25 protein-coding genes are annotated in these 24443 nt (G+C 40.5%); 21 read left to right on the forward strand and 4 right to left on the reverse strand.

Going from position 1 to position 24443, the window contains the following annotated elements; translation table 11 throughout:
* From LG369_RS03005 to deoD, 5 genes are all read left to right on the forward strand, one after another.
* The gene (locus tag LG369_RS03005) at positions 1-1212 is read left to right on the forward strand and encodes a phosphopentomutase (RefSeq protein ID WP_225750190.1); all 1212 of its coding nucleotides are present in this window, start codon (positions 1-3) and stop codon (positions 1210-1212) included.
* A 1-nt stretch (position 1213) separates the two neighbouring features.
* Positions 1214-1771: a DUF1697 domain-containing protein gene (locus LG369_RS03010; protein ID WP_225750191.1), complete on the forward strand. Its 558-nt coding sequence runs from the start codon at positions 1214-1216 to the stop codon at positions 1769-1771.
* Entirely contained in the window at positions 1771-2580 is an 810-nt protein-coding gene (locus tag LG369_RS03015) for a purine-nucleoside phosphorylase (RefSeq protein ID WP_225750192.1), read from the forward strand. Before LG369_RS03010 ends, LG369_RS03015 begins: the two co-directional genes overlap by 1 nt.
* A 2-nt stretch (positions 2581-2582) precedes the next feature.
* Positions 2583-3863 carry a chloride channel protein gene (locus LG369_RS03020; RefSeq protein ID WP_225750193.1) on the forward strand — a complete coding sequence of 427 codons (1281 nt, stop codon included), beginning with the start codon at positions 2583-2585 and terminating at the stop codon, positions 3861-3863.
* Positions 3864-4132: 269 nt separating this feature from the next.
* Positions 4133-4843, forward strand: coding sequence for a purine-nucleoside phosphorylase (deoD, locus tag LG369_RS03025; protein WP_225750490.1), 711 nt, complete (start codon positions 4133-4135; stop codon positions 4841-4843).
* A gap of 90 nt (positions 4844-4933) precedes the next feature.
* Here the strand turns inward: deoD and LG369_RS03030 are convergent, their stop codons facing one another.
* The 3 genes from LG369_RS03030 to coaA form a co-directional block, all read right to left on the reverse strand.
* The gene (locus tag LG369_RS03030; RefSeq protein ID WP_225750194.1) at positions 4934-5449 is read right to left on the reverse strand and encodes a DNA topology modulation protein; all 516 of its coding nucleotides are present in this window, start codon (positions 5447-5449) and stop codon (positions 4934-4936) included.
* A 65-nt stretch (positions 5450-5514) separates the two neighbouring features.
* The gene (gene rpsT, locus LG369_RS03035; protein WP_029689886.1) at positions 5515-5763 is read right to left on the reverse strand and encodes a 30S ribosomal protein S20; all 249 of its coding nucleotides are present in this window, start codon (positions 5761-5763) and stop codon (positions 5515-5517) included.
* A 52-nt stretch (positions 5764-5815) separates the two neighbouring features.
* Positions 5816-6736, reverse strand: a complete 921-nt coding sequence (coaA, locus tag LG369_RS03040; protein ID WP_006148720.1) for a type I pantothenate kinase — start codon at positions 6734-6736, stop codon at positions 5816-5818.
* Positions 6737-6859: 123 nt separating this feature from the next.
* On the opposite strand from coaA, the gene LG369_RS03045 reads away from it, so the two are divergent.
* The 9 genes from LG369_RS03045 to LG369_RS03085 all read left to right on the forward strand — a co-directional run bounded on the left by LG369_RS03045 (position 6860) and on the right by LG369_RS03085 (position 15003).
* The gene (locus LG369_RS03045; protein ID WP_225750195.1) at positions 6860-7138 is read left to right on the forward strand and encodes a 1,4-dihydroxy-2-naphthoate prenyltransferase; all 279 of its coding nucleotides are present in this window, start codon (positions 6860-6862) and stop codon (positions 7136-7138) included.
* A 107-nt stretch (positions 7139-7245) separates the two neighbouring features.
* On the forward strand, positions 7246-7836 hold the full coding sequence (locus tag LG369_RS03050) for a class I SAM-dependent methyltransferase (protein WP_225750196.1): 591 nt from the start codon (positions 7246-7248) through the stop codon (positions 7834-7836).
* The gene (locus LG369_RS03055) at positions 7833-9116 is read left to right on the forward strand and encodes a pyrimidine-nucleoside phosphorylase (RefSeq protein WP_225750197.1); all 1284 of its coding nucleotides are present in this window, start codon (positions 7833-7835) and stop codon (positions 9114-9116) included. The genes LG369_RS03050 and LG369_RS03055 overlap by 4 nt, the downstream gene beginning before the upstream one ends.
* A gap of 17 nt (positions 9117-9133) precedes the next feature.
* Positions 9134-9796: a deoxyribose-phosphate aldolase gene (gene deoC, locus LG369_RS03060; RefSeq protein ID WP_225750198.1), complete on the forward strand. Its 663-nt coding sequence runs from the start codon at positions 9134-9136 to the stop codon at positions 9794-9796.
* Positions 9783-10172, forward strand: coding sequence for a cytidine deaminase (locus LG369_RS03065; RefSeq protein ID WP_225750199.1), 390 nt, complete (start codon positions 9783-9785; stop codon positions 10170-10172). The genes deoC and LG369_RS03065 overlap by 14 nt, the downstream gene beginning before the upstream one ends.
* Positions 10173-10261: 89 nt before the next feature.
* Positions 10262-11317 (forward strand): BMP family lipoprotein, encoded by a 1056-nt coding sequence (locus LG369_RS03070; protein ID WP_049495883.1) that lies wholly within the window; start codon positions 10262-10264, stop codon positions 11315-11317.
* A gap of 140 nt (positions 11318-11457) precedes the next feature.
* Complete coding sequence (locus LG369_RS03075) at positions 11458-12993, forward strand: ABC transporter ATP-binding protein (protein ID WP_225750200.1); 1536 nt, start codon at positions 11458-11460, stop codon at positions 12991-12993.
* On the forward strand, positions 12986-14044 hold the full coding sequence (locus LG369_RS03080) for an ABC transporter permease (protein ID WP_225750201.1): 1059 nt from the start codon (positions 12986-12988) through the stop codon (positions 14042-14044). The genes LG369_RS03075 and LG369_RS03080 overlap by 8 nt, the downstream gene beginning before the upstream one ends.
* 2 nt (positions 14045-14046) lie before the next feature.
* Positions 14047-15003, forward strand: a complete 957-nt coding sequence (locus LG369_RS03085; protein ID WP_225750202.1) for an ABC transporter permease — start codon at positions 14047-14049, stop codon at positions 15001-15003.
* 30 nt (positions 15004-15033) lie between these two features.
* Here LG369_RS03085 and plsY read toward each other — a convergent pair whose 3' ends face one another.
* Positions 15034-15675, reverse strand: coding sequence for a glycerol-3-phosphate 1-O-acyltransferase PlsY (plsY, locus tag LG369_RS03090; RefSeq protein WP_225750203.1), 642 nt, complete (start codon positions 15673-15675; stop codon positions 15034-15036).
* Positions 15676-15891: 216 nt separating this feature from the next.
* On the opposite strand from plsY, the gene LG369_RS03095 reads away from it, so the two are divergent.
* From LG369_RS03095 to parC, 7 genes are all read left to right on the forward strand, one after another.
* Positions 15892-16533, forward strand: a complete 642-nt coding sequence (locus LG369_RS03095) for an amino acid ABC transporter permease (protein WP_225750204.1) — start codon at positions 15892-15894, stop codon at positions 16531-16533.
* Between the two features lie 10 nt (positions 16534-16543).
* Positions 16544-17173, forward strand: a complete 630-nt coding sequence (locus tag LG369_RS03100) for an amino acid ABC transporter ATP-binding protein (protein WP_225750205.1) — start codon at positions 16544-16546, stop codon at positions 17171-17173.
* Between the two features lie 9 nt (positions 17174-17182).
* On the forward strand, positions 17183-18025 hold the full coding sequence (locus LG369_RS03105) for an amino acid ABC transporter substrate-binding protein (protein ID WP_225750206.1): 843 nt from the start codon (positions 17183-17185) through the stop codon (positions 18023-18025).
* Between the two features lie 145 nt (positions 18026-18170).
* Entirely contained in the window at positions 18171-20114 is a 1944-nt protein-coding gene (parE, locus tag LG369_RS03110) for a DNA topoisomerase IV subunit B (protein ID WP_225750207.1), read from the forward strand.
* 49 nt (positions 20115-20163) lie between these two features.
* A complete protein-coding gene (locus tag LG369_RS03115; RefSeq protein ID WP_225750208.1) occupies positions 20164-20706 on the forward strand; it encodes a hypothetical protein in 543 nt (180 codons plus the stop codon).
* The gene (locus LG369_RS03120; RefSeq protein ID WP_225750209.1) at positions 20696-21514 is read left to right on the forward strand and encodes an aminoglycoside 6-adenylyltransferase; all 819 of its coding nucleotides are present in this window, start codon (positions 20696-20698) and stop codon (positions 21512-21514) included. The genes LG369_RS03115 and LG369_RS03120 overlap by 11 nt, the downstream gene beginning before the upstream one ends.
* A gap of 327 nt (positions 21515-21841) precedes the next feature.
* Positions 21842-24319 (forward strand): DNA topoisomerase IV subunit A, encoded by a 2478-nt coding sequence (parC, locus tag LG369_RS03125; protein WP_225750210.1) that lies wholly within the window; start codon positions 21842-21844, stop codon positions 24317-24319.
* The last annotated feature ends 124 nt before the right edge of the window (positions 24320-24443 follow it).

A 24443-nucleotide genomic window follows, 5' to 3' on the forward strand; every position in this document is an offset into this window, starting at 1 on the left:
ATGCCAAAATTTAATCGTATTCACTTGGTGGTACTAGATTCTGTAGGAATCGGTGCAGCACCAGATGCTCATAACTTTGTCAACGCTGGTGTTCCTGATGGTGCATCAGACACGCTTGGACACATCTCAAAATCAGTAGGTTTGAATGTTCCAAATATGGCAAAACTTGGTCTTGGGAACATTCCTCGCGAAACACCATTGAAGACAGTTCCAGCTGAGAGCAATCCAACAGGTTATGCGACTAAGCTTGAAGAGGTATCTCTAGGTAAAGATACCATGACTGGTCACTGGGAAATCATGGGACTTAATATCACTGAACCTTTCGATACTTTCTGGAATGGATTCCCAGAGGAAATCCTTACTAAAATCGAAGAATTTTCAGGACGTAAGGTTATTCGTGAAGCCAACAAACCATACTCAGGAACAGCTGTCATCGATGACTTTGGACCACGCCAAATGGAAACTGGCGAGTTGATTATCTATACATCAGCTGACCCTGTTTTGCAGATTGCTGCCCACGAAGACGTTATTCCTTTGGATGAACTCTATCGTATTTGTGAGTACGCTCGTTCAATTACCCTTGAGCGCCCAGCTCTTCTAGGACGTATCATTGCTCGTCCTTATGTTGGTGAGCCTGGAAACTTCACTCGTACGGCTAACCGTCGTGACTTGGCTGTATCTCCATTTGCCCCAACTGTTTTGGACAAATTGAATGAAGCAGGTATTGATACATATGCAGTTGGTAAGATCAACGATATCTTCAACGGTGCTGGTATCAACCACGATATGGGCCATAACAAATCAAATAGCCACGGTATAGATACCTTGATTAAGACCATGGGACTTCCTGAGTTCCAAGAAGGCTTCTCATTTACCAACTTGGTAGACTTTGATACTCTTTACGGACACCGTCGCAATGCGCACGGCTATCGTGATTGTTTGCATGAGTTTGATGAGCGCTTGCCAGAAATCATGGCAGCAATGAGAGAAGACGATCTTCTTTTGATTACTGCTGACCACGGAAATGACCCAACCTATGCTGGTACAGACCATACGCGTGAATATATTCCACTTTTGGCATACAGTCCATCCTTCAAAGGTAGCGGCTTGATTCCAGTCGGACACTTTGCCGACATCTCAGCAACAATTGCGGATAACTTTGGCGTTGAAACTGCCATGATTGGTGAAAGTTTCTTAGATAAATTAGTTTAAGATGATTCGCTACGCACTACTAGTTAGAGGAATTAATGTCGGTGGAAAGAACAAGGTGGTCATGGCTCAATTGCGTCAAGAATTGACGGAGTTAGGATTAGAAAATGTAGAAACCTACATCAATAGTGGCAATATTTTCTTTAATAGCATTGTGCCTAGAACTAAATTAATAGAGAATTTACAGGCTTTCTTTGAAAGACGCTATCCATTTATTCAGAGTTTTTCCTTGCTGAGTCTTGAAGACTATGAAAAGGAGCTTAGAAATCTTCCTGATTGGTGGAATCATGAGATGGCTCGAAAAGATGTGCTCTTTTACACCGAGGGCTTGGATGTGGATCAAGTCATCAAGAAAGTGAACAGTTTGGAACTGGTCGATGAAGTGCTTCATTTTGGGAAATTAGGGATCTTCTGGGGTAAATTGTCAGAAGCTAGCTACTCTAAAACAGCTTATCACAAGCACTTGCTTAAGATGCCTTTCTATGGCAATATTACCATTCGTAACGCTAATACCTTTGACAAAATTGGTCAATTTTTAAAACATAAAGAAGGAGATACCTAATGACATTATTAAATAAAATCAATGAAACAGCAGTATTTTTGAAGGGCAAAGGAATCGAAGCTCCTGAGTTCGGTTTGATCCTTGGTTCAGGTCTTGGAGAATTGGCTGAAGAAATCGAAAATGCAGTCGTAGTAGACTACTCTGATATTCCAAACTGGGGTCAATCCACAGTAGTCGGACATGCTGGTAAATTGGTTTATGGTGATCTTGCTGGACGTAAAGTCTTGGCTCTTCAAGGTCGTTTCCACTTCTACGAAGGAAATCCTCTTGAAGTGGTGACTTTCCCAGTTCGTGTCATGAAAGTTTTGGGATGTGAAGGAGTGCTTGTAACCAACGCTGCTGGAGGTATCGGCTTCGGTCCTGGTACCTTGATGGCTATTACTGACCACATCAATATGACTGGTCAAAACCCATTGATTGGTGAAAACTTGGATGACTTTGGTCCACGTTTCCCTGATATGTCGAAAGCTTACACTCCAGAATACCGTGAGACTGCTCATCAAGTAGCAGACAAATTGGGCATTAAACTGGATGATGGGGTTTATATCGGTGTGACAGGTCCAACTTATGAAACTCCAGCTGAAATCCGTGCCTATAAGACTCTTGGTGCAGATGCTGTCGGTATGTCAACTGTTCCTGAAGTTATTGTGGCAGCCCACTCAGGCTTGAAAGTTCTAGGAATTTCATGTATCACTAACCATGCTGCTGGTTTCCAAGAAGAACTCAACCACGAAGAAGTAGTGGAAGTGACAGAACGCGTCAAAGGCGACTTCAAAGGATTGCTGAAAGCGATTCTTGCTGAATTATAATCATGGTACATGAGTTGAGGAGGAGTCTTCAGAAGATCCCATATAACCTCAAATTAGTCCTAGCGGTTATCATGCTAGGGCTAGTTACAGGTATATTCGGAATTTTGCTCCATTATCTTTTAGAGCTGGTTGAAGGGATTGCTTTTGGTCAGTCAGAACATAACACTGGATTCTTGACAGATGGGGTTGCCTCATCACGAATAGGCTTCAGTTTAATCATCGTGGGTGTCAGTTCTGCCTTGGTCTGGTATTTCTTGCAAAGAAAAGCAAAGATTTTTTCCATCAAAGCGCAGATGAAAGATGAAACATCACAATACAAACTTCATTTTTTAAAACAGCTAGTTCATTCAATTTGGCAGATTGTTGCAGTTGGGGGAGGAGCGCCTATCGGTAAGGAAGCTGCGCCGCGGGAGATTGGAGCTTTATTTGCAAGACCTATTGCCAATATTTTCTCTCTATCCGTGAAGGACCAAATCTTTCTCATTGCCTGTGGAGCTGGTGCGGGTTTAGCAGCTGTCTATCAGGTTCCGTTAACGAGTGTGTTTTTCGTTTTTGAAACCTTGGGAATTGCTTTATCTGTCAAACGTTTTTTCCTGGTCGGTCTGACTACATATGTATCAGCCTTTACAGCAGGCTTTGTTGTTTCAGATCATGCTCTCTACCAGATTCCAGCCATGACTTGGCCACTAGGTGATATGTGGCTTGTTCCCCTATTAGTTCTTTTCCTGACTCCACTCGCTTGGCTTTTTAGTCGCTTCAACAAACAAGTTTCTTCAAAGAGAATAAAGGACAAGCGGATACTCTATACTCTGCCTGTAACATTCCTTTTCCTTGTTGGATTGGCTAGCCATTTGCCTCATCTACTTGGTAATGGGCGTATGATGGCTCAGGAAATTTTAAATGGCAGTAATGCCAAGATGGTAATCCTCTTATTTGTCTTGAAAGCCTTGGTCGTTTTAGTTACCCTTTGGGCAGGTGCCTATGGCGGTACCTTGACCCCATCTTTTGCCTTGGGGATGGCAGGAGCTGCACTCTTGACCATGATTTTAGGTAGTGGCAACCAGCCAGTAGTCTTACTATTAGGTTCGGTTTGCTTTTTAGCAGTGACCTTGAAGGCTCCCTTGTCTGCAACTGGATTGGTAATGGGCTTCACTGGTCAATCATTAGAGGCTATACCTTTTCTTTTGGTGACTGCTTACTTGGCATTTAGTTTTGCTAAAATGCTGGACCGAATCCCTTGGGAGAAATACTTACGACCAAAGACAAGGATAAAAGAAAATTAATAAGAATACTCTAGTTTTTCTAATCCAAAGTATATTTTAAATTTATAATCAATATCATTTAATAAAGAAAGGTAGAGCATGTGTTCAGATTTGAACACAAGCGGAAAGCTTTTCTGAACAAAATACACACAGAAAGGAAGGGTTAACCGTATTCGCTGAACTGAATACGGGTGGAGAACTGTGTAAAAAAGAAAAACTGTCTAGCATCTGCGATGCGTCGTCAGTTTCCTATTTTTACTTTGTTCTCTGTCGCCCTTTATATCTTAATTATGTCTATCCATATTGCTGCTAAGCAGGGTGAAATTGCTGATAAAATTCTTCTTCCTGGGGATCCTCTTCGTGCGAAATTTATCGCTGAGAATTTTCTTGAAGATGCTGTTTGCTTTAACGAAGTTCGTAACATGTTTGGTTACACGGGTACCTATAAGGGTCACCGTGTTTCTGTCATGGGAACAGGTATGGGGATGCCATCCATCTCCATCTATGCGCGTGAATTAATTGTCGACTACGGTGTGAAGAAATTGATCCGTGTGGGAACGGCTGGATCTTTGAATGAGGATGTTCACGTCCGTGAATTGGTCTTGGCTCAAGCAGCTGCAACCAACTCAAACATCATCCGCAACGATTGGCCTCAATACGATTTCCCACAAATTGCAAGTTTTGACTTGCTAGACAAGGCTTACCACATTGCCAAAGGCCTTGGTATGACTACTCACGTTGGAAATGTCTTGTCATCAGACGTTTTCTATTCAAACTATGGTGAAAAGAACATCGAGCTTGGTAAATGGGGAGTGAAGGCTGTCGAAATGGAAGCAGCAGCTCTTTACTATCTTGCTGCTCAACACCATGTCGATGCTTTAGCTATTATGACGATTTCTGATAGCTTGGTTAATCCAGAAGAGGACACTACAGCAGAAGAACGTCAAAACACCTTCACTGATATGATGAAGGTTGGTTTGGAAACATTGATTGCTGACTAAAAGAGAACACAAAAGGAAGACTTTCTAGATGAAAATCTTCCTTTTTTAGTCATTCAGTCCATACTGTGACCTTAATGAAATGTTGCTCTATCATCTATTTTGAAGAGATTGTAAGAAATAATCAATCTCTGCTTGAGAATGGAGAATGCGCATCTTCTTAGGGTATGTTTTGTTTAAGTATTGGTATCTATCTTTAGCATTTTTCGTTCGTCCATCCCAAAGAATCCAGCGGATAAACTCCCAGTCAAAACGTTCAGGACAACCGTCTGCCATACTTTCTCTAACTTTTCCTCTGTATCTTAGATAGCGTTTAAAGGCTCTTGCTAAACAATTCCATGCTGAGAAGTTTAAAAAGATAATCTGATCAGCTTGCACCATTCTTTCCTCATAGCAACACCAGCTATAGTTGCCGTCGATAACCCAATCCTCATGTTTAGAAAGGAAAGTCTTCATCTCCTTTAACATCCAATCACGATCGCTATCTTGCCACCCAGGCTGAAATTGCAATCGGTCTATATGGAGTTTAGGAATGGAGTAGTAGTTGGAAAGTTTTTCTGCCAGAGTAGATTTACCTGAGCCTGAATATCCTATAATAGCAATTTTCATGATAACCTCCAGAAAAATGTGTACAAAAAAAGCTCCGAAGAGCTCATTTTGTATCCAGTTAAAGATTAACCAAGTTTAGCTGCAAGACGTGCTTTATCACGGTTAGCTTTATTCTTGTGGATCAAACCTTTAGTTTCTGCTTTATCGATGGCTGAGCTAGCAGCACGGTAAAGTTCTTCAGATGGGTTTGCTTCAAAAGCTTTGATAGCAGTACGCATAGCTGATTTTTGAGCTGAGTTCTTTTCGTTTTGTTTAACGTTCAATTCAGCGCGTTTGATAGCTGATTTAATGTTTGCCAATGTTCTTACCTCCATATTTACTAACTATACCATTATATCTGAAAACTATTATTTTGACAAGGGGAAATCACTTTTTTAAATAAATTTCATCAATTTCATGATTTTTAGATTTATGAAGAATGACTTCAGCCCGATTTCTGGTCGGTTCGATGTAGTTTTGTAGATTGGTCAAATTAATACTTGTCCAAACCTGATGGGCAAAATCTTTGACTTCACTAATTGGTTGCTGGGTGAAACGATAGTAATAGTTGTTTGGATCATCTTGTGCAAAGCTAAGGAGTTTCAAGAAACGGTCCAAATACCAGCTCTCGATATCCTCAACTGCAGCATCTACATAGATTGAAAAATCGAAGAAGTCTGTAATATAAAGACGGCTGTTATGTGGTGTTTGAAAGACGTTGATACCCTCTACGATGACAAAATCCGCTGCTTGGACTCTTTGTGTTTTATCAGGTACGATATCGTAGATTTCGTGAGAATAAACGGGAATATCTACATCCTGCCCGTTTTTAAGTTGATCAAGGAAATCGAGCAAGCTTTCCATATCATAACTCTCAGGGAAACCTTTTCGATTTAGGATATTTCGCTCATTTAAGATACTGTTGGGATACAGAAATCCATCAGTTGTCACTAATTCAACACTTGCTTCTGGAAAAATACGGGAAAGCAAAATTTGTAAGAGTCGGCTAGTAGTTGATTTGCCAACAGCGACACTACCTGAAATTCCGATAATAAATGGCTGATTTTTACTCTCCCTTTGGAGGAAAATCCCTTTTGAAAAGGCTAGGTCTTCTTTGGAGCGTTTGTAAATTTGAATCAGATGAGCTAGCGGCAGGTAAATATCAGTTACATCTTGGAGACTAATCTGGTCATTAAAACTCTTAATCGAATCCAATTCCTCCTCGGTTAAAGGAGGTGTAGTTTTACGATGTAAAGATTGCCAAGTTCCGCGACTGATTTTTTCATAATGTATAAATTCGTTGGTCATAAAATTTCCTCGTTTGATACCTCAGTATACCATAATTTACAAAGAAAGACATCTGAATCATTTGAGAAAAAGCGCTCTCTTTGTTAGAATAGAAGTAGAATAAACATCAAAAGAGGTGGTGTTATGAGACTAGTGGTGAGTGATAAAATTCTAAAACTGACTAGCTTACTAGCAGTGATTCTGTGGTTATCTCCGACTTTGATTGAGTTTACCGTTAGTTTAGGAAGTCAAACCTATAGTTGGTCTGCCTTTGTCTTGTTGTTATTGCTACCAATTATTGGTTTTATCTACTTGATTCTCGCCATTTTAACAAGAAAATGGTGGCTTTTCTTGTTTGGTCTAGCCTGTATTTTTTCCTTTGCTATCACTATGGCATTGGGTTCTTACTTGCTCGGTCCTTAAAAGGAAATTCAACTTATATTATTTTTCAATAAATCGATGGCAAAGAAAAGCCTTTGTTGTCATGTAAACGATTTACAATTAACTTATTTATGTGGTAAAATGAAACTATGAGTAAAATGTATTATGCAGAAAATCCAGATGCAGCCCATGATGTTCATGAACTTAGAGTTGAGCTACTTGGGCAAAATATGACCTTTTTGACAGATGCTGGTGTCTTTAGCAAAAAAATGATTGATTTCGGAAGCCAGTTGTTGTTAAGATGTCTAGATATCGAAAAAGATGAAAAAATTCTTGATGTTGGTTGTGGCTACGGTCCAATAGGCTTGTCTTTGGTTAAAGCTTATGGTGCCCAAGCGACCATGGTGGATATCAATAATCGTGCCCTGGATTTAGCCCAGCAAAATGCAGTAAAAAACAATGTTCAAGCGACTATCTTCCCGTCCAATATTTATGAGCAGGTAGAAGGTCAATTCGATCATGTCATTTCGAATCCGCCCATTCGTGCAGGCAAGCAGGTCGTTCATGAAATCATCGAGAAAAGTATTGATTATCTTGTTGATGGTGGAGATTTGACCATTGTCATCCAGAAAAAACAAGGTGCTCCTAGTGCCAAAAACAAGATGGAAGAAGTCTTTGGTAATTGTGAGGTTGTGAAGAAAGACAAGGGATATTATATCCTTAGAAGTGTGAAAGAATGAGAGCAGTAGATCTAATCCTGAAAAAAAGAGACGGTCAAGAACTAACCTCAAGTGAAATCCAATGGTTGGTTGAAGGCTATGTTGCTGGAACTGTTCCTGATTACCAGATGTCAGCCTTTGCTATGGCTGTATATTTTAAAGGCATGACCATTAGAGAGATTTCTGACTTAACCATGAATATGGTCAAGACAGGTCAGGAATTTGATTTATCCGCTATAAATGGTGTGAAGGTCGATAAACACTCCACCGGGGGAGTAGGAGATAAGGTTACCTTGATTTTAGCTCCATTAGTCGCTAGTTTTGACGTACCAGTTGCTAAGATGAGTGGTAGAGGTCTGGGACATACTGGCGGAACAATCGATAAACTAGAATCTATCAAAGGATTCCAGGTAGAACGCAGTCAGGATGACTTTATCAAACAAGTTCAGAATATTGGAGTTTCAGTTATCGGTCAATCTGACCAACTAGTCAAAGCGGATAAGTTACTCTATGCACTACGTGATGTGACAGCAACAGTTGATGCTATTCCACTGATTGCTAGTTCTGTCATGAGTAAAAAGATTGCAGCTGGAGCGGATGCTATTTTGCTGGATGTTACTGTCGGTGAAGGTGCCTTTATGAAAACAGTCGGCGAGGCACGTGAACTAGCTCAAACCATGGTGAATCTCGGGAAAGCTGTTGGTCGCAAGACAGTAGCAGTCATTACGGCTATGAGTCAACCTTTAGGACGTGCTATTGGGAATCGCTTGGAAATTCTAGAAGCACTAGAAATTCTTCAGGGTAAAGGACGCGAGGATATTAGCCGCTTTATCTGTGAGTTAGCCCAGATTATGCTTTCTCTGGCAAATGTTGAAAAAACAGTCGAGGAAGTAAGGCAACATCTTGAAAATGGTCAGGCGCTTAAGAAGTTCGAAGAGATGGTTGCCGCTCAAGGTGGAGATTTAGAAGATCTTTATCGACCTGTAAAAGTTGACCATGTAATTGATATTCCTGCTCAAGAGGATGGTATTATCGCAGAACTTCCAGCCATGGAGTTTGGTCTTTTTGCCATGAGATTAGGTGCTGGTCGTGCAGTCAAAACAGATGCTCTTGATTATGAAACAGGAATTGTTTTTGAGAAGAAAGTCGGAGAATCAGTCAAAAAAGGTGAAATTGTCGCAAAAGTATATGCAAATGGCAAAATTTCTCCGGAACTAGTTACAGATTTCCAAAAATATGTTAAAATTAAAATGAGTGATGAAACGCTAAAAATGCGTGAAATCATCGAAATTATCTCCTAATTTAAGGAAAATCCGAAATGAAATTAAATAAATACATTGATCATACGCTTTTAAAGCAAGATGCAACCGAACAACAAATCGATCGTTTGCTATCTGAAGCAAGAGAGTACGATTTTGCCAGTGTTTGTGTGAATCCTTGCTGGGTTTCGCATGCAAAAGCTGGTCTAACAGATACTGATGTCAAGGTTTGTACAGTTGTAGGTTTTCCTCTTGGAGCTACAACTTCAGCTGTCAAAGCCTATGAAACCAAAGAAGCCATCCAAAATGGTGCTGATGAGATTGATATGGTTATCAATGTTGGAGCGCTTAAGTCTGGGAATCCTGACTTGGTCGAATCAGATATTCGAGCTGTTGTTGAGGCTAGCGGTGACAAACTTGTTAAGGTTATTATTGAAGCTTGTTTGTTAACGAATGAAGAAAAAGTTCTGGCTTGCCAACTTGCTCAAAAAGCTGGTGCAGACTTTGTCAAGACTTCTACAGGTTTCTCAACAGGTGGAGCAACTTTGCCAGATGTTCAATTAATGCGTCAGACAGTTGGACCTGATATGGGGGTCAAAGCAGCTGGTGGAGCTCGTTCTTATGCAGATGCAGTTGCCTTTGTTGAAGCAGGAGCTACTCGTATTGGAACATCTTCTGGTGTTGCAATCTTAAAAGGAGAATTAGCTGATGGCGACTACTGATTTGATTGAATTAGCGATTGAAACTAGTAAAAAAGCTTACGTTCCCTACTCACATTTTCCGATTGGCGCTGTTTTGGTAGCCAAGAACGGAAGTATCTATACAGGGGTTAACATTGAAAATGCTAGCTACCCCTTGACCAACTGTGGCGAAAGAACTGCAATCTTTAAGGCGGTTTCTGAAGGACAACGAGACTTTTCAGAATTGATTGTCTATGGTCAAACTGAGAAACCAATTTCGCCTTGCGGTGCTTGTCGTCAAGTTATGGTCGAATTTTTTAAACCAGATCTAAAGGTGACTCTAGTCGCCAAAGATAAAACGACGGTCGAGATGACGGTCGGGGAATTACTTCCATATTCTTTTACAGACTTGCAATAGTCTGTGTCACTCTCTGAGTGGCAAGGTCCTTGTGACCAATCAATCCATACTTGCAACTTAGTTGCGCATCTTATTTAGGAGGTTCAGTAATGAACAAGAAACAATGGCTAGGCCTCGGTCTAGTTGCAGTAGCAGCATTTGGACTTGCTGCATGTGGTAATCGCTCTTCTCGTAACGCAGCTTCATCTTCTTCTGATGTGAAGACTAAAGCAGCTATCGTTACAGATACTGGTGGTGTTGATGATAAATCATTTAACCAATCAGCTTGGGAAGGTCTTCAAGCTTGGGGTAAAGAACACAACCTTTCAAAAGACAATGGTTACACTTACTTCCAATCAACAAGTGAAGCTGATTACGCTAACAACTTGAACCAAGCAGCTGGAAGCTACAACTTGATTTTCGGTGTTGGTTTTGCCCTTCACAACGCTGTTGAAGAAGCAGCAAAAGAACATTCAGATAAAAACTATGTTTTGATTGACGATGTGATTAAAGATCAAAAGAACGTTGCTAGCGTTACTTTCGCAGACAACGAAGCAGCTTACCTTGCAGGTGTTGCAGCTGCTAAAACTACAAAAACTAAACAAGTTGGTTTTGTAGGTGGTATGGAATCTGAAGTTATTTCTCGTTTCGCAGCTGGTTTTAAAGCTGGTGTTGAGTCAGTTGACCCATCTATCAAGGTTCAAGTGGACTATGCTGGATCATTTGGTGATGCGGCTAAAGGTAAAACAATCGCTGCAGCTCAATATGCTGCAGGTGCAGACGTTATCTACCAAGCAGCTGGTGGTACTGGAGCAGGTGTCTTCTCTGAAGCTAAATCATTGAACGAAAGTAAAAATGAAAACGAAAAAGTTTGGGTTATCGGTGTAGACCGTGACCAAGTTGATGAAGGTAAATACACTTCTAAAGACGGTAAAGAAGCTAACTTCGTGCTTGCTTCTACATTGAAACAAGTTGGAACAACAGTTCAAGATATCTCAAACAAGGCTGAAAAAGGTGAATTCCCTGGTGGTCAAGTTATCGTTTACTCATTGAAGGATAAAGGTGTTGACTTGGCAGTGACAAACCTTTCTGAAGAAGGTAAAAAAGCTGTTGAAGATGCAAAAGCTAAAATCCTTGATGGTAGCATCAAAGTTCCTGAAAAATAATTGAAGGAAGTCATTTCTTAGGAAGCGGTCTTGGGCCGCTTCTTTAAGAATTGAGACAAATGATTTTGTCTCAATAGAGCTTGCTAAATTTCTTTAGCAGGTTTTATTGAAATAAAATAAAACTCTGAAAGGAAGAGCACATGGCACACGAAAATGTCATTGAAATGCGTGAAATTACCAAAGTTTTTGGTGAATTTGTTGCTAACGACAAGATTAACCTTGAACTTCGTAAAGGTGAAATTCATGCACTTTTAGGAGAAAATGGAGCTGGGAAGTCCACTCTTATGAACATGCTAGCGGGGCTTCTAGAACCAACTAGTGGTGAAATTGTGGTCAACGGTCAAGTTGTGGAGCTAGATTCGCCATCAAAAGCAGCTAGCTTAGGAATTGGGATGGTCCACCAACACTTTATGTTGGTAGAAGCTTTCACTGTTGCTGAAAATATCATTTTGGGGAATGAATTGACCAAAAATGGTGTTCTAGATATTGCTCGTGCAACTCGAGAAATCAATGAGTTGTCTGAACGTTATGGCCTTGCTGTGGATCCTTCTGCCAAAGTTGCAGACATCTCTGTTGGGGCTCAACAACGTGTTGAAATCCTAAAGACACTTTATCGTGGAGCAGATATTCTTATCTTTGACGAACCTACTGCTGTTTTGACGCCATCAGAAATTGATGAATTGATGGCTATTATGAAGAACTTGGTTAAAGAAGGTAAATCAATTATCTTGATTACCCATAAGTTGGATGAGATTCGTGCTGTATCTGACCGTGTTACAGTCATCCGTCGTGGTAAATCTATTGAAACAGTTGAGATTGCTGGTGCAACTAATGCTGACTTAGCTGAGATGATGGTGGGACGTTCTGTTTCCTTTAAAACTGAGAAACAGGAAGCTCAACCTAAAGAAGTTGTTCTGTCTATTAAAGACTTAGTAGTAAACGAAAACCGTGGTGTCCCTGCTGTTAAAAATCTCTCACTCGATGTTCGAGCTGGTGAGATTGTCGGAATTGCCGGTATTGATGGAAATGGTCAATCTGAATTAATCCAAGCTATCACAGGACTTCGTAAGATTGAGTCTGGTAGTGTGGAATTGAAAGGCCAGTCTATCGTAGGTCTACACCCTCGTCAAATTACAGAAATGAGTGTAGGACACGTTCCAGAAGACCGCCACCGTGATGGTTTAGTTTTAGAAATGATGATTTCTGAAAATATCGCTCTTCAAACCTACTATAAGGAACCTCATAGCAAGAAGGGAATCTTAAACTACACCAATATCATTGGGTACGCTAAACAGTTAATGCAAGAATTCGATGTGCGTGCTGCTAGTGAGATTGTTCCAGCCTCAGCTCTTTCTGGAGGAAATCAACAAAAAGCAATTATCGCTCGAGAAGTCGATCGAAATCCTGATCTCCTCATCGTCAGTCAACCTACTCGTGGTTTGGACGTCGGTGCCATTGAGTACATTCACAAACGCTTGATTCAAGAACGTGATAATGGGAAAGCTGTCCTTGTAGTCAGCTTTGAACTAGATGAGATTCTAAATGTCTCTGATAGAATTGCTGTTATCCATGATGGTAAGATTCAAGGGATTGTAACGCCAGAAACAACCAACAAGCAAGAGCTTGGTGTCTTGATGGCTGGTGGTGAATTGGAAAAGGAGAAGAGTGATGTCTAAAAAATTACAACAAATTTCGGTTCCTTTGATTTCTGTTATTCTAGGAATTCTACTCGGAGCCATCGTCATGTGGATTTTCGGCTACGATGCTATCTGGGGTTATGAAGAACTATTCTACACAGCATTTGGTAGTGTTCGTGGAATCGGTGAAATCTTCCGTGCTATGGGACCTTTAATTCTGATTGCCCTTGGATTTGCAGTTGCAAGTCGTGCTGGTTTCTTTAACGTTGGTCTTCCAGGACAAGCTCTCGCAGGTTGGGTTATGAGTGGCTGGTTCGCTCTCTCTTTCCCAGATTTGCCACGACCATTGATGATTCTTGCGACGATTGTAATTGCCTTAGTTGCAGGAGGGATCGTTGGTGCTATTCCTGGTATCTTAAGAGCCTACCTTGGGACATCTGAAGTTATTGTAACCATCATGATGAACTACATTGTTCTTTATGTGGGCAATGCCTTTATTCATCACTTCCCTAAAGAAATCATGCAAAGTACTGACTCATCCATTCGTGTTAGTGCAAATGCAACCTACCAGACACCATGGCTTGCTGAGTTGACTGGAAACTCTCGTATGAACATTGGGATTTTCTTTGCCATCATAGCAGTAGCGGTTATCTGGTTCTTGCTCAAGAAAACAACTCTTGGTTTTGAAATTCGTGCAGTTGGATTAAACCCAAATGCTTCTGAATATGCAGGTATTTCTGCAAAACGCACCATTATTCTATCAATGATTATTTCTGGTGCTCTTGCAGGACTTGGTGGCGCAGTAGAAGGACTTGGTACCTTCCAAAACGTTTATGTTCAAGGTTCATCATTGGCAATCGGATTTAACGGTATGGCAGTAAGCCTACTTGCTTCAAACTCACCAGTTGGAATTCTATTTGCAGCCTTCCTTTTCAGTGTTCTTCAAGTTGGAGCCCCTGGTATGAATGCTGCACAAGTACCATCTGAGCTTGTAAGTATCGTTACAGCCTCAATTATCTTCTTTGTCAGCGTTCACTACATCATCGAACGCTTTGTCAAACCAAGAAAGCAACTTAAAGGAGGTAAATAAGGATGTCGATTACAACAATGTTAACCCTTATGGTTTCTTCGATGTTGATTTATGCAGCACCACTTATTTTCACAAGTATCGGAGGAGTTTTCTCTGAACGTGGTGGAGTTGTTAACGTTGGTCTTGAAGGAATCATGGTCATGGGTGCCTTTTCTGGAGTTGTTTTTAACCTTGAATTTGCTCAAGATTTGGGAGCATTAACTCCTTGGTTAGCTCTTCTAGTTGGTGGATTAGTCGGAGCTATCTTCTCGCTCATTCACGCAGTAGCTACAGTTCATTTCCGTGCAGACCATGTTGTCAGTGGTACTGTGCTTAACTTGATGGCGCCAGCCTTGGCAGTTTTCTTGGTGAAGGTGCTTTATAATAAGGGACAAACGGATAACTTAACGCAAACTTTTGGTCGTTTTGACTTCCCGGTTTTAGCTAATATCCCTGTTATCGGAGATATCTTCTTCAAGTCAACTAGTCTACTAGGTTACCTAGCAATTGCTTTCTCATTCCTAGCTTGGTTTATCCTCTTTAAGACTCGCTTTGGACTTCGCCTTCGTTCAGTTGGTGAACACCCACAAGCAGCAGATACTTTGGGTATCAATGTCTACAAGATGAGATATCTTGGAGTTGTGATTTCAGGCTTCCTTGGAGGAATCGGAGGAGCTATTTACGCTCAGTCAATCTCCGTCAACTTCTCAGTTACAACTATCGTAGGACCTGGATTTATCGCTCTTGCAGCCATGATTTTTGGTAAATGGAATCCTGTTGGTGCTATGCTTTCAAGTCTTTTCTTTGGGCTATCACAAAGTTTGGCAGTTATCGGTTCTCAGCTTCCATTCTTGCAAGGAGTACCAGCCGTTTACTTGCAAATCGCACCATATCTCTTGACCATTATCGTCCTAGCAGCCTTCTTTGGTAAAGCTGTTGCGCCGAAGGCAGATGGTATCAACTATATCAAGTCTAAATAACATAAAAAAACGTCAGTTGAAACTGACGTTTTATTTTTTTGGTTCTTGGTGCGTTAGGTTAAGTCCCCAAGGAATGAGATTTTCTGTTTTACTTTGGATACGTTTGATATTGTCCTTGTGTCGTACAATTACTAGACTTGCAAGACCAATAATAATCACAGTAAAAAGTTGGTCATAACTAGTTAAAATAAATCCAAAGAGAGGAAACAGAAGGACGCCAATAATTGCAGCAATAGCAGCTGAAATACTAGAGAGGGAAATCATACTTCCTAGATAAAGGATTCCAAAGAAAATGACTGCAAGGTAAAGGCAAAAGAGAGGAGCAAAACCAAAAATAACTCCAGCACTGGTTGCAACAGCCTTACCACCCTTAAATTTGGCAAAGATAGGGAAGGTGTGGCCAATGACTGCTAAAAGTCCAAAGACGATTGGTGAAACTCCCTGCACATGGAAGATTAGTGGAAGTAGAGTGGCCAAAGTACCTTTAAAGAAGTCAATTACAAAGGTTACCATTCCAGCTTTTTTGCCTAGGATTCGGAAGGTATTGGTCGTTCCAGTATTCCCAGATCCATGTTCTCTTAGATTGATGTTAAAGAATATTTGTCCAATCCACAAGCCTGAAGGAATTGAACCCAATAAATAAGCTAAAATTAATAATACTATTGTCATCATGTTTCTATTATACCATGAATTAGGAGAGAAACGGAACTGAATCTGTTTACTAGCTGTGACATCTGATACTTTGCCAAAATTGATAAGTTTATCATTAGTACCATTTTTATTCAAAAACAAAGGCTAAAGTTTTAAAAATTCATGAAAATTTCTGAAAAACTTGATTTTGTGTTTATTTATGCTATAATAGGAACAATTATTTTTAGGAGGTGGAATATGTCTTACTTATTTGAGATTTTACCTAGTTTATTGAATGGTGCGGCAATGACTTTACAAGTATTTGCACTGGTCTTACTCTTTTCAATTCCTTTAGGTATTTTGGTTGCCTTTTGTTTACAGGTCCATTGGAAACCCCTCCATTACATGATTGATGTTTATATCTGGGTGATGCGTGGGACACCCTTGCTCTTGCAGTTAATCTTTATCTATTATGTTTTGCCAAGTATCGGGATTCGACTTGATCGGGTACCAGCAGCGATTATTGCCTTCACGCTTAATTATGCAGCCTACTTTGCAGAAATATTCCGTGGAGGTATTGCAACGATTCCTCAAGGACAATATGAAGCAGCTAAGGTCTTGAAATTTGAACCTTTTGATACCGTCCGCTATATTATCTTGCCACAAGTAACCAAGATTGTTTTACCAAGTGTATTCAACGAGGTTATGAGTTTGGTTAAGGATACTTCTTTGGTTTATGCACTCGGTATTTCAGATTTAATCCTAGCTAGTCGTACTGCAGCCAATCGTGATGCGAGCTTGATTCCAATGTTTTTAGCAGGAGCTATCTATCTGCTTATGATTGGTATTGTTACGATTATAGCTAAGAAGCTTGAGAAAAAGTTTAGCTACTATAGATAGGAGGTTATCCATGTTAGAGTTAAAAAATATCAGCAAAAAATTTGGAAAAAAAGAAATTTTATCCAATTTCAATTTAACAATTCCTGAAAAGCAGATTTTGGCTATTGTTGGACCTTCTGGTGGTGGGAAGACTACCTTGCTTAGAATGTTGGCTGGACTTGAGACCATTGATTCAGGTGAGATTTTTTATAATGGAGAATCCTTACCTTTGGATGAACTTGAAAAGCGCCACTTGTTAGGTTTTGTATTTCAAGATTTTCAACTTTTTCCTCACTTATCCGTTTTGGAAAACTTGATTTTGTCGCCAATCAAAACTATGGGGATGTCTGAAGCAGATGCTAAGAAGAAGGCGGTAGAATTACTAACTCGTCTAGGTCTCGAAGCACACGCAGATGCTTATCCATACTCATTATCTGGTGGTCAAAAGCAACGGGTTGCCTTAGCACGCGCTATGATGATAGATCCTGAAGTGATTGGGTATGACGAACCAACTTCAGCCCTTGACCCTGAGTTGCGTCTCGAGGTTGAAAAACTGATTCTACAAAATCGAGAATTAGGTATGACTCAGATTGTCGTGACTCACGATCTCCAGTTTGCAGAGAATATTGCTGACCAGATTCTCAAAGTAGAGCCTAAGTAGGAGGTGTCTATGAATCGAAAGAAAATCAGCCTTGTTTTTGTATTCTTTCTGGCTTTTTTCCTGGTAGGATGCACACAAAAAGCTAGTGATCCCAAAGTCGATAATTGGGATAAATACCAAGAACAGGGTACAATTACTATCGGGTTTGACAATACCTTTGTTCCCATGGGCTTTGAAGAAAAGAATGGGCAATATGCTGGATTTGACATTGATTTAGCACAGGCTGTTTCTGAGAAACTTGGTTTCAAGGTACAGTTTCAACCCATTGATTGGGATATGAAGGAAACCGAACTTCAAAACGGCACCATTGATGCTATCTGGAATGGATATTCCGCAACAGATGAACGCCGTGAGAAGGTTGCTTTTAGCATCCCTTACATGGAAAATCAGCAGGTTCTTGTCTCTAAGAAATCACAAAATATCCAAACAGTGTCTGATATGACAGGTAAGATTTTGGGTGCTCAGGCAGGTTCTTCTGGCTATCTAGACTTTGAAGCTCAGCCTGAACTCTTGAAAAATATCGTAAAAGATCAAAAGGCTAACCAGTATCAAAGTTTTAATGAAGCCTTGATTGACCTGCAAAATGATCGGATTGATGCCCTTTTAATTGACCGTGTGTATGCCAACTATTATCTTAAAACTGAAGGGATATTAGACCAGTATGAGATTTTCCCAGCTGGTTTTGAGAGTGAATCCTTTGCAGTTGGAGTGAGACCGGCTGATAAGACCTTGCTAGAAAATTTTAATAAAGCTTTTAAGGAACTCTATCAAGAAGGGAAATTCCAAGAAATCAGCCAGAAATGGTTTGGTGAAGATGTGGCTACAAGCCAAATTAAAGGAAAAGAAAACTAAGATGTATATCTTGGTTTCTTTTTTTGGTGAAGATGGACGATTTTTTGCTAAAAAGGACTTGTGAATAGGCTTTTTAACTAGAAAATTTTGCAAAATCCTTCGAAAACCTGTAAAATAGAAAAGATGAATAAATAGGAGGTTCCTTGTGTCAAAAAAGGAAATCAATATTAACAATTATAATGATGATGCCATTCAAGTGCTAGAAGGGTTGGATGCGGTCCGAAAACGTCCAGGGATGTATATCGGATCGACCGATGGTGCAGGTCTCCATCACCTAGTCTGGGAAATCGTCGATAATGCGGTCGATGAGGCCTTGTCTGGATTTGGTGACCGTATCGATGTGACCATTAATAAAGACGGAAGTTTAACGGTTCAAGACCACGGACGTGGAATGCCGACTGGAATGCACGCTATGGGAATTCCAACGGTTGAGGTCATCTTTACCATTCTCCACGCTGGAGGAAAATTCGGTCAAGGTGGTTACAAGACCTCTGGTGGTCTTCACGGGGTTGGATCTTCAGTCGTCAATGCCCTCTCTAGTTGGCTGGAAGTAGAAATTACTCGTGATGGAACAGTTTATAGACAGCGTTTTGAAAATGGTGGGAAGCCAGTAACAACTCTTGAAAAGGTTGGCTCAGCACCTAAGTCTAAGACAGGTACAAAAGTGACCTTCATGCCGGATGCTAGTATCTTTTCTACGATTGATTTCAAGTACAATACCATTTCAGAGCGTCTCAATGAGTCTGCCTTTCTCTTGAAAAATGTAACCTTGTCATTAACGGACAAGCGAACAGACGAGTCAATCGAGTTCCATTATGAGAATGGAGTTCAGGACTTTGTTTCCTACCTCAACGAAGACAAGGAAACCTTGACACCAGTTCTCTACTTTGAAGGGGAAGACAATGGTTTCCAAGTGGAAGTAGCCCTTCAGTATAACGATGGATTTTCAGATAACATTCTATCCTTTGTCAATAATGTTCGCACTAAGGATGGTGGAACGCATGAGACAGGGCTTAAGTCTGCCATTACCAAAGTCATGAACGACTATGCGCGAAAAACTGGCCTTCTCAAAGAAAAAGATAAAAATCTTGAAGGGTCTGATTACCGTGAAGGATTAGCGGCCGTTCTTTCTATTCTAGTCCCTGAAGAACACTTGCAGTTTGAAGGACAGACTAAGGATAAACTAGGAAGTCCCCTTGCTCGTCCTGTTGTAGATGGAATTGTGGCTGATAAGTTGACCTTTTTCCTTATGGAAAATGGTGAACTGGCTTCCAATCTCATTCGCAAGGCTATCAAGGCTCGCGATGCTCGTGAAGCAGCACGTAAGGCGCGTGATGAGAGCAGAAATGGCAAGAAGAATAAGAAAGACAAGGGCTTGCTTTCTGGTAAATTAACGCCAGCCCAGTCAAAAAATCCAGCTAAAAACGAACTCTATCTGGTCGAGGGGGACTCTGCCGGTGGTTCTGCCAAACAAGGTCGTGACCGCAAGTTCCAGGCTATCTTGCCTCTTCGTGGTAAGGTCATCAATACAGCCAAGGCCAAGATGGCAGATATCCTCAAAAACGAAGAAATCAACACCATGATTTATACCATTGGTGCTGGTGTAGGGGCAGATTTCTCTCTTGAAGATGCCAACTATGACAAGATCATTATCATGACTGATGCGGATACCGACGGTGCCCACATTCAAACTCTTCTCTTAACCTTCTTTTATCGCTATATGCGTCCACTAGTCGAAGCTGGACATGTCTATATCGCCCTTCCTCCACTTTACAAGATGTCTAAAGGGAAAGGCAAGAAAGAAGAAGTGGCCTATGCTTGGACGGATGGTGAGCTAGAAGAACTTCGCAAGCAGTTTGGTAAAGGGGCTACCCTTCAACGCTATAAAGGTCTTGGTGAGATGAATGCGGACCAACTCTGGGAAACAACCATGAATCCAGAAACTCGTACCCTCATACGTGTTACCATCGAAGACCTAGCACGCGCAGAACGTCGTGTCAATGTCCTCATGGGTGATAAGGTCGAACCACGTCGTAAGTGGATCGAAGACAATGTCAAGTTTACGTTGGAAGAAGCGACTGTGTTTTAAGTAGATCTTCCTTCTTAATAATCTTGGCTCTCTAAAAGAGGTATACATCATGATAAGTTTATTGTATCATACTCCTTTTCTTGCGATAGTTTTAGCTATAGGTGCAGTTATGTTTATAACAGCTAAACAAGGAAAACCTGAGAAAATTCGCTTTCTTGAATTCTTACTATTAGCTATAGTAACCGCCTGTGTCTTTTTATTTGATAATCCTTTTAGATCCAATCCTTATGCAGGTTTGCTATTCTATACTTTTGACATTTTTATTTTCACACCAGCTAGCTTAGCTTTTGGATTCACAGCTATTTATAAGAGCAATAAAAATCTCAAACATTATCCTAGTAGTTACTCAAAATTTCTTAAGATAAATGCCTGGTTTTTAGAAATATTTTCAGTTATTAATTTCCTATTTTTAATGCTGACGGAAGAAATGGGAATTATGTTGCTGCTACCATTTTTTGGAATTAGTTCTATCATTCAATTTATAGTCGGAGAGCTTGAAAGAAAAAGAGTTCAGAAGCTTCTTCAGCAAAGAAATGAAGATGCTATTATTCAGAACATAGAGACCACTGAGGAAGAACCACATGAGAACTGACAAGGAAATACTTGAACTGATTTTAGAAACAGCTAAAAAGTTACAGATTGATGCTGTGGCACTATCTGGTTCACGTACTGATACAAAAGCACCAAAAGATGAGTTTCAGGATTACGACGTAGTCTATGTTGTGGACGACTTAGACACTCTAACAAGAGATCTTGCTTGGTTGCACCAGTTTGGTACACGTAACATTGAGCAACATAATATCCTAGGACATCGCTGTCTTTATCTCATGCTTTTTGAAGATGGGAATCGCATTGATCTAGCCCTCTGTCCTAAAGAACATATCAACGAGTGGGTGGATAGTGAGGCAGGATTCACAGTTTTAGTAGATGAGAAGGGTTTGTTTGAATCTTATTCTCCCAGTCCTCAGCGTTTCTGGATAAGCCCAGCTAGTAAGACGGATTTTGAAAAATCTTGTAATGAATTTTGGTGGGTGTCAGCCTACGTGGTCAAAGGAATTTGTCGTAAGCAAGTCATCTATGCGACTGACCATCTCTATGGTATTTGTCAGCAAGAACTCTTGAAAATCTTAGCTTGGCAGGTCGCAAGTGATAGAGGAGTAGTCGACATCGGTAAGAACTACAAGTATCTTTTCCAGTATTTACATACAGAGAAAGAGAAGGAGTTCTCTGCTCTTCTTGATTTATCAAGTTTAGACAAAATCACTCAGTCTTTATTTGCTACCATGCAACTTTTCCATCAAGAAGCTCAAAGACTTGCTCAAAAGATGGGATTTAAGTATGAAAAAGAAGTAGCTGAGAAGATGATTGAGTATGCTGAGGAAAACCTTCTAAATCACTAAGAAAATACAGAACACAATTCAAAACTTTAAACTACAGAAAGGATAGTTTGGTTCTATAAAGTAACTGAAATCCTTTTCTATAAAATCTACTCTACATTTTTTGAAAGGAGTTGAACACGCCCTAAATACTGTGTGAAAACTCCTGACGCTTCTTTTAAAACGTATTTTAAACTACAGAAAGGATAGTTTGGTTACTAGAGGTAACTGAACACGGGACTAATTTCTTATGAAAAAAGATAAATCGTCTAGGGTTCATTGAACCCTGCATCGATTTCCTATTTTTCTTCAGAAATTTTCGGCAGGCCGAAACGTCCCTTTGTATCTTATATGAGTAATATCCAAAATATGTCCTTGGAGGACATCATGGGAGAGCGCTTTGGTCGCTACTCCAAGTACATCATTCAAGACCGGGCTTTGCCAGACATTAGGGATGGATTGAAGCCGGTTCAACGCCGTATTCTTTATTCTATGAATAAGGATGGCAATACTTTTGATAAGAGCTACCGTAAGTCGGCCAAGTCTGTCGGGAACATCATGGGTAATTTCCACCCACACGGAGATTCTTCTATCTATTATGCCATGGTCCGTATGTCTCAAGACTGGAAAAACCGTGAGATTCTAGTTGAAATGCACGGAAACAACGGTTCAATGGACGGAGATCCACCTGCGGCTATGCGTTATACAGAGGCTCGTTTGTCTGAGATTGCAGGCTATCTCCTTCAAGATATCGAGAAAAAAACAGTTCCCTTTGCTTGGAACTTTGACGATACGGAGAAAGAGCCAACTGTCTTACCAGCAGCCTTTCCAAACCTCTTAGTCAATGGTTCAACTGGGATTTCAGCTGGGTATGCCACAGATATTCCACCGCATAATTTGGCTGAAGTTATTGATGCGACAGTCTACATGATTGATCACCCAACTGCCAAGGTTGATAAGTTGATGGAATTTCTGCCTGGACCAGACTTTCCTACAGGAGCCATTATTCAAGGACGAGACGAAATCAAAAAGGCCTATGAAACTGGTAAGGGGCGCGTGGTTGTTCGTTCCAAGACTGAAATTGAGAAGTTAAAAGGTGGTAAGGAACAAATCGTTATCACTGAGATTCCTTATGAGATTAATAAGGCTAACTTAGTCAAGAAAATTGATGAAGTTCGTGTCAATAACAAGGTAGCAGGTATCGCTGAGGTTCGTGATGAGTCCGACCGTGACGGTCTTCGTATTGCTATCGAACTCAAGAAAGATGCGAACACAGAGCTTGTTCTCAACTATCTTTTTAAGTATACTGACTTGCAAATCAACTACAACTTCAACATGGTTGCGATTGACAATTTCACCCCTCGTCAGGTTGGAATTGTGCCTATCTTATCTAGCTATATTGCCCACCGTCGTGAGGTCATCTTGGCACGTTCTCGCTTTGACAAGGAAAAGGCTGAAAAACGTCTCCATATCGTGGAAGGTTTGATTCGTGTCATCTCTATTTTAGATGAAGTCATTGCTCTAATCCGTGCTTCTGAGAACAAGGCTGATGCCAAGGAAAACCTCAAGGTCAGTTATGATTTTACTGAAGAGCAGGCTGAAGCTATTGTTACCTTGCAACTATATCGTTTGACCAATACAGACGTAGTTGTCTTGCAGGAAGAAGAAGCAGAACTTCGCGAAAAAATTGCTATGCTGGCGGCTATCATTGGTGACGAACGGACTATGTACAATCTCATGAAAAAAGAACTTCGTGAGGTCAAGAGACAGTTTGCGACACCTCGTTTGAGTTCTTTAGAAGATACAGCGAAAGTGATCGAAATTGATACAGCTAGCCTTATCGCAGAGGAAGATACCTATGTCAGCGTGACGAAGGCTGGCTATATCAAGCGTACTAGCCCTCGTTCTTTCTCAGCTTCAACGTTAGAGGAAATTGGTAAACGGGATGATGACCGATTGCTATTTATCCAATCTGTTAAGACAACTCAACATCTCTTAATCTTTACGACACTAGGAAATGTTATCTACCGTCCTGTCCATGAATTAGCAGATATTCGTTGGAAGGATATCGGGGAGCACTTGAGCCAAACGATTACAAACTTTGAAACCAATGAAGAAGTGTTATACGTAGAAGTTGTAGATCAGTTTGATGATGCGACGACCTACTTTGCAGCGACTCGCCTTGGGCAAATCAAGCGTGTTGAACGCAAAGAATTCTCTCCATGGAGAACCTATCGTTCTAAATCGGTTAAATATGCCAAGTTGAAAGACGATAGTGACCAGATTATAGCTATTGCACCAATCAAACTTGATGATGTTTTGTTGATTAGTAAAAATGGATATGCCCTTCGCTTTAATATCGAAGAGGTTCCAGTTGTTGGAGCCAAGGCTGCAGGTGTTAAAGCTATGAATCTGAAAGCAGATGATGAGCTTCAAGCTGCCTTTATCTGCAACACTTCATCCTTCTATCTGTTAACGCAACGTGGTAGCTTGAAACGTGTATCAACAGAAGAAATTCCAGCAACCAGTCGTGCTAAGCGTGGTCTTCAAGTTCTGAGAGAATTGAAGAACAAACCACATCGCGTCTTCTTGGCCGGTGCTGTTTCTGAACAAGGATTTGTTGGAGATCTCTTCAGTACAGAAGTAGAAGATGGCGAACAAACTCTTGTTATCCAATCAAATAATGGAACGATTTACGAAGCAATTCTGCAAGATTTGAATCTATCAGAGCGCACAAGTAATGGAAGCTTTATCTCTGATACTATTTCAGACGAGGAAGTTTTCGATGCCTATCTCAAAGAAGTCTTTAAAGAAGAAAAAGATAATTAATAAGAAAATCAGTCCTAGTGACTGATTTTTTATAAGCAAAATTTTCAGAAAATTACAAATAATACTTGAATTTTTAGGAGAATAGTGTAGAATAGAACACAAAGCTTGATTAGAATAAAGGAGA

Origin of the sequence: Streptococcus sp. Marseille-Q4154 (assembly GCF_916700545.1) — a bacterium.
GTDB classification, from domain to species: Bacteria; Bacillota; Bacilli; order Lactobacillales; family Streptococcaceae; genus Streptococcus; species Streptococcus infantis_I.

Excerpts from the sequence above, each read along its gene's own strand:
- LG369_RS03005 (WP_225750190.1), top strand. The coding sequence starts at position 1 with ATGCCAAAATTTAATCGTATTCACTTGGTGGTACTAGATTCTGTAGGA.
- LG369_RS03010 (WP_225750191.1), top strand. The coding sequence starts at position 1,214 with ATGATTCGCTACGCACTACTAGTTAGAGGAATTAATGTCGGTGGAAAG.
- LG369_RS03015 (WP_225750192.1), top strand. The coding sequence starts at position 1,771 with ATGACATTATTAAATAAAATCAATGAAACAGCAGTATTTTTGAAGGGC.
- LG369_RS03020 (WP_225750193.1), top strand. The coding sequence starts at position 2,583 with ATGGTACATGAGTTGAGGAGGAGTCTTCAGAAGATCCCATATAACCTC.
- deoD (WP_225750490.1), top strand. The coding sequence starts at position 4,133 with ATGTCTATCCATATTGCTGCTAAGCAGGGTGAAATTGCTGATAAAATT.
- LG369_RS03030 (WP_225750194.1), bottom strand. The coding sequence starts at position 5,449 with ATGAAAATTGCTATTATAGGATATTCAGGCTCAGGTAAATCTACTCTG.
- rpsT (WP_029689886.1), bottom strand. The coding sequence starts at position 5,763 with ATGGAGGTAAGAACATTGGCAAACATTAAATCAGCTATCAAACGCGCT.
- coaA (WP_006148720.1), bottom strand. The coding sequence starts at position 6,736 with ATGACCAACGAATTTATACATTATGAAAAAATCAGTCGCGGAACTTGG.
- LG369_RS03045 (WP_225750195.1), top strand. The coding sequence starts at position 6,860 with ATGAGACTAGTGGTGAGTGATAAAATTCTAAAACTGACTAGCTTACTA.
- LG369_RS03050 (WP_225750196.1), top strand. The coding sequence starts at position 7,246 with ATGAGTAAAATGTATTATGCAGAAAATCCAGATGCAGCCCATGATGTT.
- LG369_RS03055 (WP_225750197.1), top strand. The coding sequence starts at position 7,833 with ATGAGAGCAGTAGATCTAATCCTGAAAAAAAGAGACGGTCAAGAACTA.
- deoC (WP_225750198.1), top strand. The coding sequence starts at position 9,134 with ATGAAATTAAATAAATACATTGATCATACGCTTTTAAAGCAAGATGCA.
- LG369_RS03065 (WP_225750199.1), top strand. The coding sequence starts at position 9,783 with ATGGCGACTACTGATTTGATTGAATTAGCGATTGAAACTAGTAAAAAA.
- LG369_RS03070 (WP_049495883.1), top strand. The coding sequence starts at position 10,262 with ATGAACAAGAAACAATGGCTAGGCCTCGGTCTAGTTGCAGTAGCAGCA.
- LG369_RS03075 (WP_225750200.1), top strand. The coding sequence starts at position 11,458 with ATGGCACACGAAAATGTCATTGAAATGCGTGAAATTACCAAAGTTTTT.
- LG369_RS03080 (WP_225750201.1), top strand. The coding sequence starts at position 12,986 with ATGTCTAAAAAATTACAACAAATTTCGGTTCCTTTGATTTCTGTTATT.
- LG369_RS03085 (WP_225750202.1), top strand. The coding sequence starts at position 14,047 with ATGTCGATTACAACAATGTTAACCCTTATGGTTTCTTCGATGTTGATT.
- plsY (WP_225750203.1), bottom strand. The coding sequence starts at position 15,675 with ATGATGACAATAGTATTATTAATTTTAGCTTATTTATTGGGTTCAATT.
- LG369_RS03095 (WP_225750204.1), top strand. The coding sequence starts at position 15,892 with ATGTCTTACTTATTTGAGATTTTACCTAGTTTATTGAATGGTGCGGCA.
- LG369_RS03100 (WP_225750205.1), top strand. The coding sequence starts at position 16,544 with ATGTTAGAGTTAAAAAATATCAGCAAAAAATTTGGAAAAAAAGAAATT.
- LG369_RS03105 (WP_225750206.1), top strand. The coding sequence starts at position 17,183 with ATGAATCGAAAGAAAATCAGCCTTGTTTTTGTATTCTTTCTGGCTTTT.
- LG369_RS03115 (WP_225750208.1), top strand. The coding sequence starts at position 20,164 with ATGATAAGTTTATTGTATCATACTCCTTTTCTTGCGATAGTTTTAGCT.
- LG369_RS03120 (WP_225750209.1), top strand. The coding sequence starts at position 20,696 with ATGAGAACTGACAAGGAAATACTTGAACTGATTTTAGAAACAGCTAAA.
- parC (WP_225750210.1), top strand. The coding sequence starts at position 21,842 with ATGAGTAATATCCAAAATATGTCCTTGGAGGACATCATGGGAGAGCGC.